Source organism: Feifania hominis (genome assembly GCF_014384765.1).
GTDB classification, from domain to species: domain Bacteria; phylum Bacillota; class Clostridia; order Oscillospirales; family Feifaniaceae; genus Feifania; species Feifania hominis.
In genome coordinates this window covers 104,806-121,815 of the sequence record NZ_JACRSP010000004.1, presented here as the reverse complement: position 1 = coordinate 121,815, position 17,010 = coordinate 104,806, and the positions used below count along the sequence as shown (strand labels likewise).

The window sequence follows — 17,010 nt, the reverse complement described above, 5'->3', positions numbered from 1 at the left end:
TTTGTAAAATCTCTACAATTATAGGGGCCGGTTTCTGTCAACATTAACATTACCCTGCCCCGTGTTCGCGCCCAAAATGGCACGACAGCGCCAGAGAAAATTGTAACACAGGAAAAAAGTATTGACAATCATACATTAATTTTCTATTGTATAGTTAACGATACAATACCAATACCTTTTTCAGCAGGGAGGCCGAACAGTGAAAAGCATTGTAGACAAGTCAAAGCCCATTCCGCTGTACTATCAGATCACCGAGGACATCAAGCAGAAGATCAACAACAAGGAACTCAACCCCGGCGACAAGCTGCCGACAGAGGATTTTTTTGTGCGCTACTACGGCGTCAGCCGGGTTACGGTCAGAAACGCCCTGAATAAACTCATCGAGGAAAAGGTCATCGAACGCACCCGCGGCAAGGGGCCGGTGGTGGCAAATCACGTATTCAACCGCCACATCTCCCGGCTGAGCGGTCTGCATGAGGCGCTCGCCAAAGAGGGCATCAAGGGCACGAGCAAGATTCTCTCGATCAAAGAGGAGCCCGCCGGCGGCGAGGTTGCGGGCCACCTTGAGATTCCCGTGGGCGAGCCGGTTGTGGTCATTCACCGTGTTCGCTACGCAGACGACATTCCGATCTGCGAGCAGAACACCTACCTGGTTCGCCGCCTGTGCGGCAACTTTGACTTCAACACCATCGACCAGAACGACTCCCTCTACGAGGTGATGGAGCGCCGCATCGGGCTTCGGCTCTCGCGGGCAAATCAGCAGTTCGACATCAAAATGCCCACCAGGCAGCAGATGCAGTATCTGGAGATCCGCGATAAGATCCCGCTGATGCACATCGAGAGTGTGGTGCATCTCATCAGCGGCGAGCCGATCGAGTTCAGCGACATCTACTACCTGTCCGACCGCTACAAATATGGGCTGACTCTCTATCGCTGAGAGAACTCTGTTTTCCCTTGACAACCCCGCCCACCTGCAGTATCTTAAATACAAAACAAATACAATATGTTGCAACACAGAAAGGGTGCTGACCATGAACCAGAATGCCTACCTGACCATTGACGTGGGAACGGGCTCGGTGCGCGTCTCCCTGATTGGAGAAAATATTGTCCCACTCGACAGCAAGACTCTCATCCGAGTCGCGGGGCTCACCATGGACGCGGACCGCGAGTGGGAGCAGATTGTGACGCTCACCCGTGAGCTGCTCGCCGACAACTCCGGCGTGCGGGTGCTGGGCGTGGGCGTTAGCACGATGGTGGGCTGGGTTATGGTCGACCGCGACTGCAACCCCACGACGGAACTGTTCAGCTACATGCACCAGTGCCACGAGGAGTGCGACAAATTCTGCGAGAGCTTCTCGAGGGAGAGCTTCTTTTCCAAGGTCGGCCGCCCGCCGAACCCCGAGTTCGGCGGCTTCAAGCTGCTGCATCTGAAAAACACCGATCCCGAACGCTACCGCAGAACATACAAGCTGCTTCACTTCAAGGATTTTCTCAATGCCAGGCTTTGCGGCGAGTTCAGCATGGATCCCGTCGGCGGCGCCTACAGCGCCATGATCGACCTGCACACCAAGAACTGGCACGCCCCTTTCGTCGACGCGCTCGGCGTCGACTTCGACAAGCTGCCCGTTATTCGCGAGTGCACGGAGCTGTGCGGCTACACCACCAAGGCTCTTGAGGAGAGCACCGGCCTTCCGGCCGGCACCCCGGTCTCCATGGGCGGGCTCGACGGCGTGGTGGGAGCTCTCGGCACCGGTGTTGTCGAGGAGGGCACCGCCGCGGACATCATGGGTTCGACCGAGGTGCTCTACGTGTGCAGCGATACGCTGCGCCTCGATGAGCACTGCGAGCTGATGACCAATCCCCACGTGCTGCCGGGCAAGTGGCTCGTCGGCGGGCCGATGGGACTCTCCGGCGCGTCGGTCGCCTGGTACGCCGAGAATCTGCTCGAGGAGAAGTACTCGCTCAAGGAGCTTGACGCCGCGGCGGCCAAGCTCTCCCCCGGCTGCGACGGCGTGCGCTTCATTCCGACTTTCACCGGCGAGCGTGTTCCCCACTGGAATCCCGACGTGCGCGGTACGGCCTGCGGCATCGGACTACAGCACACGCCGGCACACCTGTTCCGCGCACTGATGGAGGGCAACTGCTTCAACTCCCGCTACATGTTCGACCGCCTGCACGAGATGGGGCTTGACTGCCGGCAGGTGACCGCCGTGGGCGGCGGCGCCAAGAGCAAGCTCTGGATGCAGATCAAGGCCGATATCACAAACGTCACGCTGCACACCCCGAAGGTCTTTGAGGCGACGACACTCGGCGTCGCCATGCTCATTGAATACATGCTCAAGGGCAAGGTCACAGTCGATCCGGACTCCATCGCCAACACCTTTCAGCCGAACCCCGAAAACGTCGGGCCCTACGACACGGTCTACCACGATTACATGCTGCTGTTTCGCACCATCTGCAAGTACTACAACCACCCCGACCACCACGAGTGACGCGCAAATACAACGAGAGAGCGGGAAATCTCCCGCTCTCTCTTCATTCTGTGAGCCTGTGTTTGCAGAAAGGACACTTCGGGTCATCCAGATCGTGCAGCCGGTGGCAGCGCGGGCACTCTACCTGGGCGATCTCGCCGGGCGGTGCGTCAACTGCATAGAATTCGAGTTTGCCGCACTGCTCGCAGATCAAAATCTCCGCCTCGAGCGCGCCGGCATTTATGTTCGCCCACACGCCCGTGAGCAGGCCAGCCTGGCCGAGCTGCAATTTTTCGACGCCGAGCGACTGCATCTCGCCGCCGCAGCGCAGACAGTACATCAGCGCGTCTCCCGCTCGAACTCGTCGAGCACGGTTTTCTGCAGCGCCGCGAGAAGCTGCGCCGCGCGGCCGCCGACCGGTTTGCCGTCGATGCGGTCCGCCCCGAGGCAGAGCACCGAGGAGCTCGACACAATGACCTCATCCGCCCGCATGAGCTCATCGACCGTGAACGGTGTCTCATCCACCGGGATGCCGAGCCCCTTACAGGCTCTGATGAGATGGGCCCGCGCAATACCGGGGAGAATCAGGTGGTCGGTGGGGGCCGTGACAAAGACGCCGTCGCGCAGAATGGAGACGTTGCTGTGGGCGCACTCGGTCACGCGGCCGTCGCGGTGGAGCACCGCCTCGAAGCAGCCCGCCTCCTTGGCGCGCTGGGCCGCCATGACGCTCGGGATGAGGTTGATGGTCTTGATGTTGCAGTGCAGAAAACGCGTGTCGGGCAGGGTGATCAATCCGACCTTTTCGCCGAGGTCTTTCAGCCGGCCGGGGCGGATCATCATCAGGATACAGGCCTCGCCCTGCTCGGGGAACGTGTGCTCGCGCGCGCCCGCGCCGCGGCTCGCCTGCCAGTAGACAAAGAGCCGGTCGTCGTCCACTTTCCGAACCATCTCCTCGAGCAGCTTCTTCATCTGCTCTTTTGTGTGGGGCAGTTTGATCTGCAGCAGGCCTGCGCTGTTGTAAAAGCGGTCGATGTGCTCGTCGAGCGCAAAGAGCCTGTGATTTCTGGTGTAGGTCACCTCGTAGACGCCGTCGCCGAAGTAGAGCGCGCGGTCGAGCATCGGCACTTTCATCTGGTCGATCGGGCCGTACTCCCCATTGTAATAGCCGAGATCCTGCATATTCAGTCCTCCCTGTGTCAAAATGGAATTGTCTCTATCATAGTGTACCGGCGCAACATTGTAAAGATTCCCACGAGGAATTTTTCGGATCATTTGGCAAACATACAATTTTGCACTTTTGTCGTAACCTTGTTATAATTTCTTCGTTATACTCTTGACACGGAAATACGACTGTGTTATCCTTAAGACAAAGATACAATTTAAATACAAAATTCTTCACAATCGCGTATCTTGTACACTCACAAATCACTATTATATCTCTCCCAAAAGAGAGGAAAGGCAGGTAATACTCTATGAAAATGACAGGTGGTAAAGCTGTCGCCATGACCCTGATCGAGCAGGGCTGCAGAACCGTCTACGAGGTTCCGGGCGGCCAGATTCTCTCCGTCATGAACTCTTTCCGCGGAACCGACGTTCGCGTCATCCCGGTGCGCCATGAGAACACCGGCTGCGCCGCGGCGGATGCCTTTGGCCGCCTGACCGGCGAGCCCGGCGTCTGCTTTGCGACCACCGGCCCTGGCGCCACCAATCTTCTCACCGCCATGGGCTCGGCTCTGCGCGATTCCAGCCCCATGATCGCCCTCGTCTTCCAGAACAAGAGCCAGGACGTCGGCCGCGGCGACGCGCAGGATGTTGACCACGGCGATGTCTTCAAGGGCATCTGCAAGAAGTATATCCCGATCCGCACCGCTTCGGTCGGCCCCTGGGCCATCCGCGAGGCGTATCGCATCGCGAAATCCGGCCGTCCTGGCCCGGTCGTCGTCGACTGCTTCCGTGACGCGATGGAAAATCAGGAAGTTGACTACGAGCCGCTGGATCCGAAGAACACCATGGTCGCCTCGGCCTGCGTGCCCTATGCCAGTGTGATCGAAGACGCCGCGAAGAAGCTCGTCGGCTACAAGTCCGTTGCGATTCTCGCCGGCGTCGGCGCGAAGAACTCCCACGCCACCGATGAGCTCATGGAGCTCGCAGAGCTGCTGCATACGCCGGTCGTCTCCACCCACAACGGCATGTCGGTCTACCCGACCGCCGATGAGCACGCCCTGGGCGTTCGCACCCGCTTCGCCGGCTCCCTTGCCCGCGAGGTGTTCGAGTACACCGAGTGCGTGCTGGTGTGCGGCTCCTCCCTGTCCGCCTCCACCACGTCGAGATGGGCTCTCAAGCTCAACGACATCATCCAGATCGACATCGAGCCCGAGCAGATCGGCCGCCACTACCCGGTTGTCGCCGGCCTTGTCGGCAACTGCAAGGCAACGCTGCGGCTGCTGATCGACGCGGTCAAGAAAGTCGTCGCCGAGAACGACGCTGAGCGTGAGAAATACTATGCCGGCGTGCTCGAGAAGAAAGCCGCCTACTGGAAGAAACTGCGCGAGAGCGACCGCGCCGACGTCAACGCCTCCCCAGTGCGTCCGGTCGCCTATATGCTGACTTTCAACAAACTCATCGACGAGAACTCGATCGTCTGCGCCGCAGCCGGCAACAGCGGCATCTGGTCTCAGATTCTGCAGCTGCCCAAGGGCACGCGCTACTTCAAGCCTGTCAACTTCGGCGCCATGGGCTTTGCCCTGCCGGCGGCCATCAGCTGCAAGCTGGCCGAGCCCGACAAGGATGTCTTCTGTCTGCTCGGCGACGGCGAGCTCGGCATGAGCCTTGCCGATCTTGAGACTGCCGCCCGCGAGAAAGCCAACATCATCGTCCTGCACATGAACGACGGCCAGTACGGCCTGATCAAGCAGGAGGAGGACCACATGTACGGCCCGGGCCACAATCTCGGCACCAACATCAGCCATGTCTGCGACTACGAGGGCGCTGCCCGCGCGCTCGGCTGCGAGGCGGTCACCATCGACAAGATCACGGAGCTGCCGGCTCTCGTCGAGAAAGCCAAAAAGGCCGACAAGCCCTTCTTCATCAACATCATCACCGACGGCCAGACCGACTCGGTCTTCCCGGAGGCATACTGATTCACACTGCCCAAAAGGCGGGAAACCTCGGTTTCCCGCCCTTTTTAAAATTCCGGCAAAAACCCGCTTGCGGCGGGTGTAAAAAAGCGGTACACTTTTTTTAAGAGCACAGGGCGCCCCGAGCGCTCTGCAGCAGACCTTGCCGCGGCGGCATCGGCCGGCCGGCAAAAAAGGGGGATTCTCTATGAAAATGACAGGCGGAAAAGCAGTTGCCATGACGCTCATCGAGCAGGGCTGCAAGGCGGTCTTCGAGGTGCCGGGCGGCCAGATGCTCTCGGTTGTGAACTCCTTTATCGGCACGGATGTGCGCGTCATTGCGACGCGGCACGAGAACGCGGCCTGCGCCGCGGCCGACAACTACGGCCGCGTCACCGGCGAGCCCGGCGTCTGCTTTGCGACCACCGGCCCCGGCGCCACCAACTTTCTCACCGCCATGGGCGGCGCGCTGCGCGACGGCAGCCCCATGATCGCCTTTGTCTTCCAGAACAAGAGTCAGGACTTTGGCCGCGGCGATGTGCAGGAGGTCGACCACGGCGACATCTTCAAGCCCATCTGCAAAAAGTACATTGCCATCCGCAAGGCCTCTGTCGCCCCGTGGGCGGTGCGCGAGGCCTACCGCGTGGCGATGAGCGGGCGCCGCGGGCCTGTCGTGGTCGACTGCTTCCGCGACGCGCTCGAGAGCGAAGAGGTGGACTATGAGCCCATGGACCCCTCGCTGACCCGCACGACCTCGCAGTATGTGCCCGCGCCCGGGCTGATTGAACAGGCTGCGGACATTCTCAGCGGTTACAAAAAGGTCGCCATTCTCGCAGGCGGCGGCGCCAAGATGGATCACGCCACCGATGAGCTTCTCCGGGCCGCGCAGCTTCTGCACGCGCCGGTCGTCACCACCCACAACGGCATATCGGTCTTCCCGACCGACGACGAGCACTCCTTTGGCGCGCGCACCCGTATGGCGACCCGTCTCGCCCGCGAAACGCTCGAGGCGGCCGACTGCGTGCTCGTCGTGGGGTCCAGCCTCTCGGCCGGCACCACCGCCCGCTGGGCGCTGAAAATGCCCGACATTGTGCAGATTGACATCGAGCCCGAACAGATCGCGCGCCAGTATCCGACGCGACTGGGCCTTGTCGGCCACTGCAAGCTGACGCTGGGGCTGCTGAATGCGGCGCTCGAGAAGACCGTCAGCCGCAACGACGCCGAGCGCCGCGCCTTTCTCGAGGAGCGCAAGGCTTCGCGCGACGCGCGTGAGCGCGAGCTCGCCGAAAGTCCCATGAGCGATGCCACGGCCTCCCCCGCGGCGCCTCTCGCCGTGATGGACGAGCTCTCCAAGGTGATTGACGGCAACACCTCCATCACCTGTGACGCAGGCACCTGCGTCATCTGGACGCACCGGCTCAAAATGTGCAAAGGCACCGTCTACAACAAGGCTTTCAACTTCGGCAATATGGGCTTTGGCATCCCCGCGGCAATCGGCTCCAAGGTCGCGCGGCCCGACATGACCACCATCGCCTTTCTCGGCGACGGCGCGCTCGGCATGACGGTCGGCGAGCTTGAGACTCTGGTGCGCGAAAATCTGCCGGTCATTGTCATCGTCATCAACGACGGGGCCTACGGCCTGATCCGCCTTGAGCAGGACCATATGTTCGGCGCCGGGCCGAACATCGGCACCATGCTCACCCCGCCCGACGCGCTCGACTACGCGGCTGTCGCCCGGGGCTTTGGCTGCGAGGCCATTGTCGTCAACCGCGCCGATGAGATTGCGCCCGCTGTGACGCGCGCCAAGGCCATGAACCGGCCCTGCCTGATCGAAGTCAAATTTGACGGCACACATCAGATTTTTCCCGAGGCCTTTTAAAACCGGCACAGACACTGCGGGCCGCGCACTTGCGCGGCCCGCTTTCTCATGGTATGCTTTCGGTACGGAGGATTTTTGCTATGGCTGTTATTCTGACCCCCTACCGCCCCGGGTATCTCGACGAGCTGCTCGGGCTCTTTCGTGAGACGGTGCACTGCGTCTGCGCCGGCGACTACACCCCGGACCAGCTCGACGCCTGGGCGCCGGAGAAGCTGGACCGCAGCGCCTGGGCTGTCTCCCTGGCGGAACATGACACGCTCGTCGCGCTGGAAGACGGCACGACCGTCGGCTTTGCCGATCTCGACGGCGGCTACCTCGACCGCCTCTATGTGCGCTGCGGCTATGGCGGCCGCGGCATCGGTTCTCAGCTCTGCGATGAGCTCGAGGCGCTCGCACGCTCGCGCGGGCACCGCTCGGTCACGGTGGACGCCTCCATCACGGCGCGCCCTTTCTTCGAGCGGCGCGGCTACCGGATCGTGCGCGAACAGCAGGTTCCCCGGCGCGGGCAGGTTCTGACGAACTATCACATGGAAAAGCGCTTCTCGGATTCCGGAGAACGCGCTCACAGTCAGGGGGACCGCCATGCGCCGAAGACGTAGAACAAACGCGCCGCACATTTTGGCTCTTCTGTGCGCCGCCGCTGTGCTCGCCGCCACTTTTTTTGCGCTGCGCCCGCTCTTTGAGCCCACCGCCGCCGATCCGCCGGACGACGCCGTCTCCGATGGACAGCCGGACCCCGCGCCCGTCGAACCGGAGCCGGAACCGACCCCGGACGATCGGGCCCGCGCGCTGCTCAATGAGATGACGCTCGAGCAGAAGGTCGGCCAGCTCTTCATCGCCCGGTGCCCTCTTGAAGAGGCGCCGGAGAAAGCGGCGCGCTGGCATCTCGGCGGCTACATTCTCTTCGCGCGCGACTTCAGGGCCCGCACGCCCGAACAGGTGACCGAGACCATCCAGAGCTACCAGCGCGCGGCGGCGACGCCCCTGTTCATCGGGGTGGATGAGGAGGGCGGCACGGTGACCCGAGTGAGCCGCTACCCGGAATTTCGCGAGGAGCCCTTCCCCTCTCCACAGGAGGTGTATGCCGCCGGCGGCTTCCCCGCCGTGGCTCAGGATGCCGCCGAAAAGTGCGAACTTCTCGCCTCGCTTGGAATCAATCTCAACTTTGCCCCCGTGTGTGACATCAGCACAGACCCCGGGGACTTCATCTACCCGCGCTCGTTCGGCGCAGACGCCTCTGAGACGGCGCAGTATGTCGAAACCGTGGTCACGGCCATGCGCGGGCGGGGTATGGGCAGTGTGCTCAAACACTTTCCGGGCTATGGCAGCAACGCTGACACCCACACCGGCGTCGCCCATGACGAGCGGCCCTATGAGGTCTTCACCGACAGCAACTTTCTGCCCTTCGAGGCGGGCATCGCCGCCGGGGCGGACATGGTGCTCGTCTCGCACAACATCGTCGCGAGCATGGACGGGGAACTTCCTGCCTCGCTGTCCGCCCGCGTGCATGAGATCCTGCGGCAGGAGCTCGGCTTTTCCGGCGTCATCGTCACAGACGACCTCGCAATGGACGGGGTGCGCCAGCTTGTTAGCGATGAGCGCGCGGCTGTGCTCGCGGTGCTTGCGGGAAACGATCTGCTCTGCTGTACGGACTTTGAAACCCAGATTCCCGCCGTACTCGACGCGGTGGCTTCGGGCGAAATCACCGAACAGCGAATCGACGAGTCGGTTCTGCGCATTCTCAAGTGCAAAATGGAGCTCGGTATCATCCCACCGGAATAAAAGGCCGGCGCGCCAGACGGCGCGCCGGCCTTTTATTATGGCAGCTTGTCGTATTCGCTCTGTTCGACCGGCTCCAGCCACTCGTTTTTCGTGTCGCTTCCCGGCACCTCCACCGAGAGGTGGGAAAACCAGCTGTCTTTTGCCGCGCCGTGCCAGTGCTTCACCCCGGCGGGAATGGCGACCACATCGCCCGGGTGCAGCTCGCGCGCGGGTTCGCCCCACGCCTGGTACCAGCCGCGCCCGTCGGTGCAGAGCAGAATCTGACCGCCGCCTGCCGCCGCTCTGTGGATGTGCCAGAAGTTGCGGCAGCCGGGCTCAAAGGTGACATTGCATATGGAAACTCCCGCCGATGTCAGAGGATTCAGATAGCTCTGGCCGGTAAAATATTTTGCGTAGGCATCGTTTGGCCCCCCTGTGCCGAAGAGTGTCTTCTCTTTTGACATGTTGTTTCCTCCCGTCTGTTTTTCCATTTCCTGCGCGGCCTGCTCGACGCACCGAATGGCATTCAGGCTGCGCGGATAGCCGATATAGGGCAGACACTGAGAGACCACCCGAATCAGAAAGTCCCGGTCGTTGCCCAGATTCATATTGCCCCGTGCATGGGCGGTGAGCTGCGGCTCGCAGCCGCCCTGCGCCGCCAAAAAGCAGAATGTGATCAGCTCACGCTGGCGCAGATCGAGCCCTCCGCGGGTGTAGTAGTCACCAAAGCAGTTTGCCGCAAGCCAGCGGTTGATGTGGCCCGACTTCCAGGCCTGCCGCATGCCGTCACCGAAAATCGCAGCCTGCGCCTCAACGCCCCGCTCCAGACGATTCTGCGGCGTGGTGGTGGCCTGTCCCTCGAGGGGCAGGCTGACACCGCGCTCAAGCAGTACGTCGTTTGTCGCAGCCAGAAACGGCAGGAGCCTGCCCATGCCGAGATAGTCGACTGCCTGATAGACCGTCTCCTTGACCATGACGGGAGTCAGGCCGCAGTCGAGTGCGCGGGGCAGCACGGCGCGGTAGGTCTCCACCCCCTGACAGCCGATGAGCGCCGCCAGAATGGCGAGATGGCGGGTGTCGCCGGGCAGCTCCTGCCCCGGCTCGTGAACGACCTCGTCGAGGGCAAAGTGCGCAAAGCTCTCCATAAACTCCGGATCAGTCAGATGGTAGTTCACTGTGCCTCTCCCCCTCTTTCGACGAGCGCGAGGCTCTCAAACCAGGCGGCCACCTCTTCCTCGCCGGCGCTGGCGCCAAAGCGGCGGCCGTCGAGCCAGGTGGTGCTGTCGGAGCAGAGAGCGCGCAGATTCTCGGCGCTGTCCCCCATACCGCTGCTGGCGGAGGTGCAGAACGGCACAATGGTCTTTCCGGCGAAGTCATGGCTCTCAAGGAACGTGCTGATGATGCGCGGTGCCTCGCCCCACCAGATGGGATAGCCGAGGAAGATCACATCGTAATCCTCCAGATTCTCCACGCTTCCCGACAGAGCGGGCCGGGCGGCGGGATCGTCGTTTTCCCGGCTGGCGCGGCTGTCTGCGTCGTTGTAGTTGAGGTCCTCAGCCGTGTAGGGCTGCTCGGGCACGATCTCGTACAGATCGCCCGCCGAAGCCTGTGCGAGAAGCTCGGCCACCGACTTGGTGTTGCCCGTGCAGGAGAAGTAGGCAATGAGTATTCCGCCGCCCTGCGGCTCATCGTCTGGCGTCTGCTCCGGCTCGGGGGTGGACGGGGTGTTGTCTTGGGGCGGCTCTTGCCCCTCGGGTGCCGGCTGCTGCGCAGGCGCGCACGCAGAAAGCGACAGCACAAGAATACATGCGATAAGCAGGCTCAGCCATCTCTTCATCTGCGGCCCTCCCGTTCACCCAGATTTTCACCAATCCAGGCTGCAATCTCGTCTGCGGCCTTGCTGCCGCCGCCCTCGTAGGCCGTATACATCCGCCTGACATCGGCTCCGGCGCACAGCTTCTGTATATCGCGGTCCGCGTGGCCCTTGCCGCCGCCCCCGTGGGTGGAAAAGGGCATGACAATCTTGCCGGCGAGATTCTTTTCCCTTAAAAATGTGGCCAGCGGCGTAGCCACAGTGCCCCACCAGATGGGGGTTCCGAGATAGAATACGTCGTACTGCGCCGGATCGCATGCCGCGGCCCGAATGGGACAGGGCGCTGCCTCTCGAATCTCCTTTTTCACCTGCTCCACCACGGCATGGTAGTCGCTCGTGTAGGGGATCTCCGGCTGAATTTCCAAAAGCTCCGCCCCGGTCTGCGCGGCAATGAGCTCTGCCATTGCCCTCGTGCGCCCCGACCAGGTGTAATAGACAACCATACTTTTCATCTGCTTCACTCCTGTCTGTGTTTGTTCTCTGTCTTACGCATCTCGTGTCTGAGATAGTCAAGTCGGTCCATCTGCCGCTCTCTGAGGTGAATTTCCTCCAGCGTGCAGCGGCGTCTGTCATTGAGCATGCGAAGCCGCTCGTGCGCCGTGTCATCGCCCTGCAGCAGCAGACGCATATAGGTCTCCACCTGTCCGGCGGTAAACCCGATGTCGTGCAGCGTCATCATCAGACTCATCCGCTCGAGGTCGCGCTCGTCATACTCCTGCGCAGCCATGCCCCTCCTCTGCGCCTTACACGCAGCCAGTCTCTCATACTCCCGGAGAATGGCCGGGGGGATGCCGTAAGCTTCGTTCGCCTGCTCCATGGTCATACGCCGCCTTTCAAGACAGAATAGGCGCCCCCTCTCGGGGACGCCTCTATTGTAATGCCGTCCATAAGAAATGTCCAATACTTATATTGAATCATCAGAAATGCTTTTTAAATATTTCTTTGTATGGCGGATAAAAGCCTGTGCGGTCGGCGAGAGTGTCTGTGCCTTTTTCCATACCAGTACGGTGCCGGAGGTCAGCGGCGGCGAGAGCGGCACATAGCGCAGCCCCTCGTAGCGGCAGTCGAGCCTCAGACACATGACAACGCCCAACCTGCTTCTGGCAAGGGCGGCCATGTTGTAGAGCAGATTGCCGCTCGCCGTGGTTGTGATCTGATCGGCATAGGGGCCAAACCAGTTGAGCAGTTCATGCTGCACCAGTTCCCGCCGGGAAAAGATCAGCGGCTCCCCCGCGAGGAGCTCAGGCCCGACGGCCTGCTGCTGCGCAAGGGGCGAGTCCTCGCTGACGAGGACGCCCCACTGCTCCCGCCCGGGCATGCGCACAAAGTCGTACCGGCCGATGTCGACCGGCTCGAGCAGCAGCCCAAGGTCCAGATTGCCGCTCTCAATGCGGTCTTTGATGTTGTCGGCGTTGCCGCTGTAGATCTCAAAGCGCACCAGCGGATTCTCCCGGTGAAAGGCAGCGAGCAGCTCCGAGAGCAGATGGGTGCTCTGCAGCTCGCCGCTGCCGATGGCGAGCTCACCGCCGAGACTCTCGGCCTGATGAAACTCCCGCTCGGTCTTGTCAGCCAGCGAGATGAGCTCCTGCGCCCGGCGCTTGAGCAGCATTCCCTGCTCGGTGAGAACGATGTTGTGGTTGCTGCGCCGGAAGAGCTTCACGCCAAGCTCCCGCTCGAGCGCCGCGAGCTGCCGCGAGAGAGTGGGCTGTGTCAGGTGCAGAAATTGAGCCGCTCTCGTGATGTTCTCTTCACGGGCAACCATGAGAAAATACCGAAGAACCCGAAGTTCCATATCATCCCTCCCCCTCTATCTTACCAGATTCCAGCGCCGCTGAAAAGCGAGACGCCATGCGGCAAAGCCGCATGGCGTCTTCTCTCTTATCTGACCAGTACATGAACCACGTCGAACGCCGGTACGGTCACAGCAAGCCCGTCGCCGGTATTCGCCGCTTCACCCGAGCCGAGTACCACCTCGGCGCCGGTGTGGTTGTCTTTCCAGAACTTCACGCTGCCCTGCGCGGGCGCCGCCGAGTCGTTGTAGAACGAGTAGATCGTGCCCGTCCCGTCGTCGCTGGCAAAGACGTTGCAGTAGAGGTTCTCCCCCTCGACACGGTAGAGCGGAATCGGCCGTCTGCCCTGGTAGATCAGACGATGCTTGAGATAGCAGGCTTTCCAGGTCTTGATCATCTCTTTCTGGTCGTCCGCAAAGGGCATCCAGCGGCCGAAGATATCCTGCCAGATGACAATCGGCTCGGCGCCGAACATGGCGCGGTGAATCAGCCTCGTCTTGTCCTCATAGCGCGCCCAGCGCGAGATCATCGGCGCAATGTGGATGGGGTTGACAAAGCGCAGCACATCGACCTCGGGCATGGCGTCAAAGCGCCAGTACTCGTCCCAGGAGGTGGTGAGGATCTCCATGGGGTGCTTCTTGGTCGGGTGGAACTGCGAGGTCATCACAATGCCCGGGCGGATTTTGTTGCACTTCTCGCGGAAAGACAGCGGCAGGCTGTAGAGTGTGTCGAGCTGCCAGCCGTCGGCGTCGGTGTCGGCGGTGATGCGCGCAAACTCGTCGCCCATCGACTCGGTGGTCTCCTCGGGCCCCTGGTCCCACGGGATGTAGGGCAGAAAGACCTTGACGCCCTTTTCGTGGAACTTGTCGACCATCTCGCGAAGCGCGCGGCGCCCGCCGGGGAAGTCGTCGTAGAAGTCCCACTGGGTGCGCTTGTCGACACCGAGGCGCGGATACATGTTCCAGATGGTCACGGTGTCGTAACCGCCGAATTCCTCGCCCTGTTTGAGAAGCCCGTCGACGTCGACCGTCATGGTCTTGTGGTCAAAGCCCTCGCTGCCGTAGAAGTCGACAAAATTGTGCACGGCGCACTCGTTGAACCACTTGAGATCCTGCTTGTCGTACTCGCCGAAGTCATAGGGCGTCGCCCAGTAGGAGCGGTAGCGGTCAAAGATCTCGGCCCAGCCGCGCCGGACGCCGGTGACCAGCAGCTCGACCGTATCGTTGAACGACGGGTCGGGCGCGATGGTGACCCAGCCCGCGCGGATCTGATCGACGGTCTCATACATGGCGAGCAGCCGGTTTGAGTTCTGGGAGGAACCGTCGTTGTTGAGGTCGCTCAGCGACGGGAACACGACCGAGAAGCCCGCCTCGCCGTCCGGCCCGAGCAGCGCCAGCGGCGGGCGGATGTCGGAGCTGTACTGGTAGTCGCGCACCGGCATGATGATCTTCTTGCCGTCTCTGTTGCGGAACTGGCAACCGGGAGGGAGCAGGGTGTCGCCCTCGCCGAGATACTCGATCTCACTGAGCAGCGGCGCCTTGAAGCGGCAGCCGTACGGCACGCCGTCTCTGTAGTCGTCGCGCACCTGGTAGAGCACGCGGATGGAGTCGCGCCGGTCGCTGATGAAGTGCACCCGCACCCGAAGCGCCTGCTGCGCATTCTCAAAGAGGAGCGTGACAAGCTCCTCGGTCTCATCCTCGTGCGCCTCGGCGCTCACAAGGGCAAAGTCGCGGCTTGTAAACTCCTGTCCGTATATCTCAAGCACAAAGAGCTCCCGGTCGCGGTTCGAGACCACGTCTCCAGCGGCGATGTTTGAAAATTCGCGGATGACACCGCCCTGTGAGAAGTCCACAGTGGTGCGCAGGGTGTTGTTCTGCATGGTAAACGTCTGGTTTGCAGCGTCAAATTTCAGCATCTTACTCGACCTCCTTTACGCAGCGGAAGCCAACTGTCTCGTAGCGGTCCATGGCGGCGCCGAGCAGATGGACTTTCAGGTGGCTGTTGTTCATGATAGCGCCGCCCTCGGCGTGCCAGTAGTGGGGTGCCAGGTGATAGCTGCCGCCGCGCAGCAGAATGAAGCGGTGGTCGTCGTCGTGGCCGGGCGCATGGTCGTGGATGCACTCGTCGGTGAACTCCCATACATTGCCGCACATGTTGTAGAGCCCAAAGGGCGACACGCCCTCGGGATGGGCGTCGACCGGTACGAGGCCCTCGGTGTAGACGTTGCACTTGTCGTAGTCTTTCTCGTTGCCCCAGGGCCACAGCAGCTTTTGGGGTCCCCCCGCGAGATACTGCCACTCGGCCTCGGTCGGCAGGCGCTTGCCGTAGTGCGCCGCGTAGGCGCGCGCGTCGTCCTGCGAGACGTTGACCACCGGCAGATCCTCCTCGCCCGCCTTATACCTGCCGTTTTCCCAGTGCTTGAGAAAGTTCTCGGGATTTGCGGGCCGGTAGCCGCTCTCCTGTAAAAATTCATAGTACATGGCGTTTGTCACGCAGTACTTGTCCGCCTCAAGCGGGCCGATCTCGACATAGAGCGGCCCGTGCTCCATCTGGCAGTCGCCCTCCATGATGCGGTGCATCACGCGGTAGATATAGCCTGCGCGTTCCACTCTGACGGTCTGCTGTTTGATCATGGTTCTCCTCCTCAGTCAAATTCTTCTGTGTAGTCGTAGCGTTTTCTGATCTTTTCGTCGGGTGTGAAATTGCCCTCGATGACGGCCATGGTGCGCTCTGCCAGCTCGTCGATCTCCATGAGCTCATAGCCTGACACCGAGCTTGCCATCCGGCGGTGGAACGTCTCCCCCCAGTAGGCGGGGATCCTCCGCTCGCCGAGCATCGCCCCCATGACGGCGCCCACAACGGCGCCGTTTGAGTCGGTGTCAAACGCCGGGAGCATGGCGCAGTGCAGCGCCTGCTCAAAGCTGCCCTCGCCGTAGAGCAGCGCTGCCGTCACGATCATGGCGTTCGGCAGGATGTGGCACCAGTCGTAGAGGTTGTTCTCGTCATAGGTCTTGTGAATCCGGTCGGCCGCCTGTTCCATGCTCAGGCCCTCGTCATACCACCCGAGCACGGTCTGCACACACTCGGCAAAGCGCGAGTGGGCCGGGATTTCCCGCAGCGCGCCCTCGATGAGCTCACGCACACTGCCGCCGCCCATGGCAAGCGCCACCAGCGCCGCGGTGAACATCTCGCCGTAGATGCCGTTTCTCGTGTGGGAGATGCAGGCGTCGCGCCAGGCCATCTCGGCCGCCGCGTGCGGGTCGCAGGGGTTGACCATGCCGAAGACCTCGGCGCGAATCTGCGCGCCCACCCACTCGCGATAGGGGTTCTGGTGCACCGCGCTCTCGGGGTACAAAATGCCGTTTGCCGCATTTTGGTAGGCCACACGCTCGGCGGTGGCGACGATTCCCGCCGGCATCCAGTTGAGCCAGGCGTAGAGCACGTCGTTCGGCGCAAAGTCCCGCCCAAAGGTCAGCAGGAGCTTCAGGTTGAGCACGGTGTAGTTGGTGTCGTCGTCTATCGGCGCAAAATCGCCGATCTCATCGATCCACGGCTGCTCGGGCACTCCGGTCTTCAGCCGCAGGCGGCGGCGCATCTCAGGGGTGAATTCCGCCGAGGAGACGTAGCGGGTCACGGGGTAGTTGCCCGTCTCGCGCAGCACGCCGCAGACGGCGCTTCGCTTCATAAACTCAAGCGGTTTTCCGAGAAGACAGCCCGCGACGCGGCCGGTCCACGCGCCGGCCACACGGTCGCGCAGCTCCCCGCGCGGCGGCAGCGCCGGCTTTTCGGCACCGCCCGGACTCTGCGCGGCGATTTCGCCGTAGTCGGACGGCTCGCTGTAGGGGTAGTCGTCATAGACCGGGGCCGCCGTCAGATAGCGGCCCACGGCGGCGGCAAGCTCGCGGTAGCCCGCGGCGGGCGCCGGATCGTCAAGGGAAAAACTCTCCTGCATGGCGCGGCAGAGCTCCTCGAGCTCCTCCACGCGCCTGCCCTCGTCGCGGGCCTGACACCACTCGTAGTAGATGCGCGCGACATAGCTGCCAAAGGGATCCTTTTGAGCAAAGTGCTTCATGTTGACTCCTCTCTTCCCACGGGACAACAAAACCCCCAGGGGCGTCCA

Annotated in this window: 16 protein-coding genes; 6 read left to right on the top strand and 10 right to left on the bottom strand. The window is 61.9% G+C overall.

Annotated elements, in window-relative coordinates; genetic code table 11:
• The first annotated feature begins 199 nt into the window (after window positions 1-199).
• Window positions 200-937, top strand: a complete 738-nt coding sequence (locus tag H8695_RS09640; RefSeq protein WP_249301030.1) for a UTRA domain-containing protein — start codon at window positions 200-202, stop codon at window positions 935-937.
• 94 nt (window positions 938-1,031) lie between these two features.
• Window positions 1,032-2,492, top strand: a complete 1,461-nt coding sequence (locus H8695_RS09635; protein WP_249301028.1) for a xylulokinase — start codon at window positions 1,032-1,034, stop codon at window positions 2,490-2,492.
• A 43-nt stretch (window positions 2,493-2,535) separates the two neighbouring features.
• Here H8695_RS09635 and H8695_RS09630 read toward each other — a convergent pair whose 3' ends face one another.
• Window positions 2,536-2,811 carry a hypothetical protein gene (locus H8695_RS09630; protein WP_249301027.1) on the bottom strand — a complete coding sequence of 92 codons (276 nt, stop codon included), beginning with the start codon at window positions 2,809-2,811 and terminating at the stop codon, window positions 2,536-2,538.
• Complete coding sequence (locus H8695_RS09625) at window positions 2,811-3,650, bottom strand: aminotransferase class IV (protein WP_249301025.1); 840 nt, start codon at window positions 3,648-3,650, stop codon at window positions 2,811-2,813. Before H8695_RS09625 ends, H8695_RS09630 begins: the two co-directional genes overlap by 1 nt.
• A gap of 299 nt (window positions 3,651-3,949) precedes the next feature.
• On the opposite strand from H8695_RS09625, the gene H8695_RS09620 reads away from it, so the two are divergent.
• The 4 genes from H8695_RS09620 (at window position 3,950) to H8695_RS09605 (ending at window position 9,248) form a co-directional block, all read left to right on the top strand.
• Window positions 3,950-5,611, top strand: coding sequence for a thiamine pyrophosphate-binding protein (locus tag H8695_RS09620; RefSeq protein WP_249301023.1), 1,662 nt, complete (start codon window positions 3,950-3,952; stop codon window positions 5,609-5,611).
• A 184-nt stretch (window positions 5,612-5,795) separates the two neighbouring features.
• Entirely contained in the window at window positions 5,796-7,466 is a 1,671-nt protein-coding gene (locus H8695_RS09615) for a thiamine pyrophosphate-binding protein (protein ID WP_249301021.1), read from the top strand.
• 80 nt (window positions 7,467-7,546) lie between these two features.
• Window positions 7,547-8,065, top strand: coding sequence for a GNAT family N-acetyltransferase (locus tag H8695_RS09610; protein WP_249301019.1), 519 nt, complete (start codon window positions 7,547-7,549; stop codon window positions 8,063-8,065).
• Window positions 8,049-9,248 carry a glycoside hydrolase family 3 protein gene (locus H8695_RS09605; protein ID WP_249301017.1) on the top strand — a complete coding sequence of 400 codons (1,200 nt, stop codon included), beginning with the start codon at window positions 8,049-8,051 and terminating at the stop codon, window positions 9,246-9,248. Before H8695_RS09610 ends, H8695_RS09605 begins: the two co-directional genes overlap by 17 nt.
• A gap of 35 nt (window positions 9,249-9,283) precedes the next feature.
• Here the strand turns inward: H8695_RS09605 and H8695_RS11680 are convergent, their stop codons facing one another.
• From H8695_RS11680 to H8695_RS09560, 8 genes are all read right to left on the bottom strand, one after another.
• Window positions 9,284-10,402, bottom strand: a complete 1,119-nt coding sequence (locus H8695_RS11680) for a carboxymuconolactone decarboxylase family protein (RefSeq protein WP_346726811.1) — start codon at window positions 10,400-10,402, stop codon at window positions 9,284-9,286.
• Window positions 10,399-11,064, bottom strand: coding sequence for a flavodoxin (locus H8695_RS09590; RefSeq protein ID WP_249301015.1), 666 nt, complete (start codon window positions 11,062-11,064; stop codon window positions 10,399-10,401). The genes H8695_RS11680 and H8695_RS09590 overlap by 4 nt, the downstream gene beginning before the upstream one ends.
• A complete protein-coding gene (locus H8695_RS09585) occupies window positions 11,061-11,552 on the bottom strand; it encodes a flavodoxin (protein WP_249301013.1) in 492 nt (163 codons plus the stop codon). Before H8695_RS09585 ends, H8695_RS09590 begins: the two co-directional genes overlap by 4 nt.
• Before the next feature lie 5 nt (window positions 11,553-11,557).
• Window positions 11,558-11,917, bottom strand: a complete 360-nt coding sequence (locus H8695_RS09580) for a MerR family transcriptional regulator (RefSeq protein ID WP_346726810.1) — start codon at window positions 11,915-11,917, stop codon at window positions 11,558-11,560.
• Between the two features lie 87 nt (window positions 11,918-12,004).
• Entirely contained in the window at window positions 12,005-12,892 is an 888-nt protein-coding gene (locus H8695_RS09575; RefSeq protein WP_249301010.1) for a LysR family transcriptional regulator, read from the bottom strand.
• 86 nt (window positions 12,893-12,978) lie between these two features.
• Window positions 12,979-14,805, bottom strand: a complete 1,827-nt coding sequence (locus H8695_RS09570; protein ID WP_249301007.1) for a hypothetical protein — start codon at window positions 14,803-14,805, stop codon at window positions 12,979-12,981.
• Window position 14,806: 1 nt separating this feature from the next.
• Window positions 14,807-15,523 carry a formylglycine-generating enzyme family protein gene (locus H8695_RS09565; RefSeq protein WP_249301005.1) on the bottom strand — a complete coding sequence of 239 codons (717 nt, stop codon included), beginning with the start codon at window positions 15,521-15,523 and terminating at the stop codon, window positions 14,807-14,809.
• An 11-nt stretch (window positions 15,524-15,534) separates the two neighbouring features.
• Window positions 15,535-16,962: an ADP-ribosylglycohydrolase family protein gene (locus H8695_RS09560; protein WP_249301003.1), complete on the bottom strand. Its 1,428-nt coding sequence runs from the start codon at window positions 16,960-16,962 to the stop codon at window positions 15,535-15,537.
• Window positions 16,963-17,010 lie beyond the last annotated feature (48 nt).

What these genes read in the sequence shown, in the direction of transcription:
- H8695_RS09630 (WP_249301027.1), bottom strand. Translation starts at nt 2,811, where the DNA reads ATGTACTGTCTGCGCTGCGGCGGCGAGATGCAGTCGCTCGGCGTCGAA.
- H8695_RS09580 (WP_346726810.1), bottom strand. Translation starts at nt 11,917, where the DNA reads ATGGAGCAGGCGAACGAAGCTTACGGCATCCCCCCGGCCATTCTCCGG.
- H8695_RS09575 (WP_249301010.1), bottom strand. Translation starts at nt 12,892, where the DNA reads ATGGAACTTCGGGTTCTTCGGTATTTTCTCATGGTTGCCCGTGAAGAG.
- H8695_RS09565 (WP_249301005.1), bottom strand. Translation starts at nt 15,523, where the DNA reads ATGATCAAACAGCAGACCGTCAGAGTGGAACGCGCAGGCTATATCTAC.
- H8695_RS09585 (WP_249301013.1), bottom strand. Translation starts at nt 11,552, where the DNA reads ATGAAAAGTATGGTTGTCTATTACACCTGGTCGGGGCGCACGAGGGCA.
- H8695_RS09615 (WP_249301021.1), top strand. Translation starts at nt 5,796, where the DNA reads ATGAAAATGACAGGCGGAAAAGCAGTTGCCATGACGCTCATCGAGCAG.
- H8695_RS09590 (WP_249301015.1), bottom strand. Translation starts at nt 11,064, where the DNA reads ATGAAGAGATGGCTGAGCCTGCTTATCGCATGTATTCTTGTGCTGTCG.
- H8695_RS09620 (WP_249301023.1), top strand. Translation starts at nt 3,950, where the DNA reads ATGACAGGTGGTAAAGCTGTCGCCATGACCCTGATCGAGCAGGGCTGC.
- H8695_RS09610 (WP_249301019.1), top strand. Translation starts at nt 7,547, where the DNA reads ATGGCTGTTATTCTGACCCCCTACCGCCCCGGGTATCTCGACGAGCTG.
- H8695_RS09560 (WP_249301003.1), bottom strand. Translation starts at nt 16,962, where the DNA reads ATGAAGCACTTTGCTCAAAAGGATCCCTTTGGCAGCTATGTCGCGCGC.
- H8695_RS09570 (WP_249301007.1), bottom strand. Translation starts at nt 14,805, where the DNA reads ATGCTGAAATTTGACGCTGCAAACCAGACGTTTACCATGCAGAACAAC.
- H8695_RS09635 (WP_249301028.1), top strand. Translation starts at nt 1,032, where the DNA reads ATGAACCAGAATGCCTACCTGACCATTGACGTGGGAACGGGCTCGGTG.
- H8695_RS09605 (WP_249301017.1), top strand. Translation starts at nt 8,049, where the DNA reads ATGCGCCGAAGACGTAGAACAAACGCGCCGCACATTTTGGCTCTTCTG.
- H8695_RS09625 (WP_249301025.1), bottom strand. Translation starts at nt 3,650, where the DNA reads ATGCAGGATCTCGGCTATTACAATGGGGAGTACGGCCCGATCGACCAG.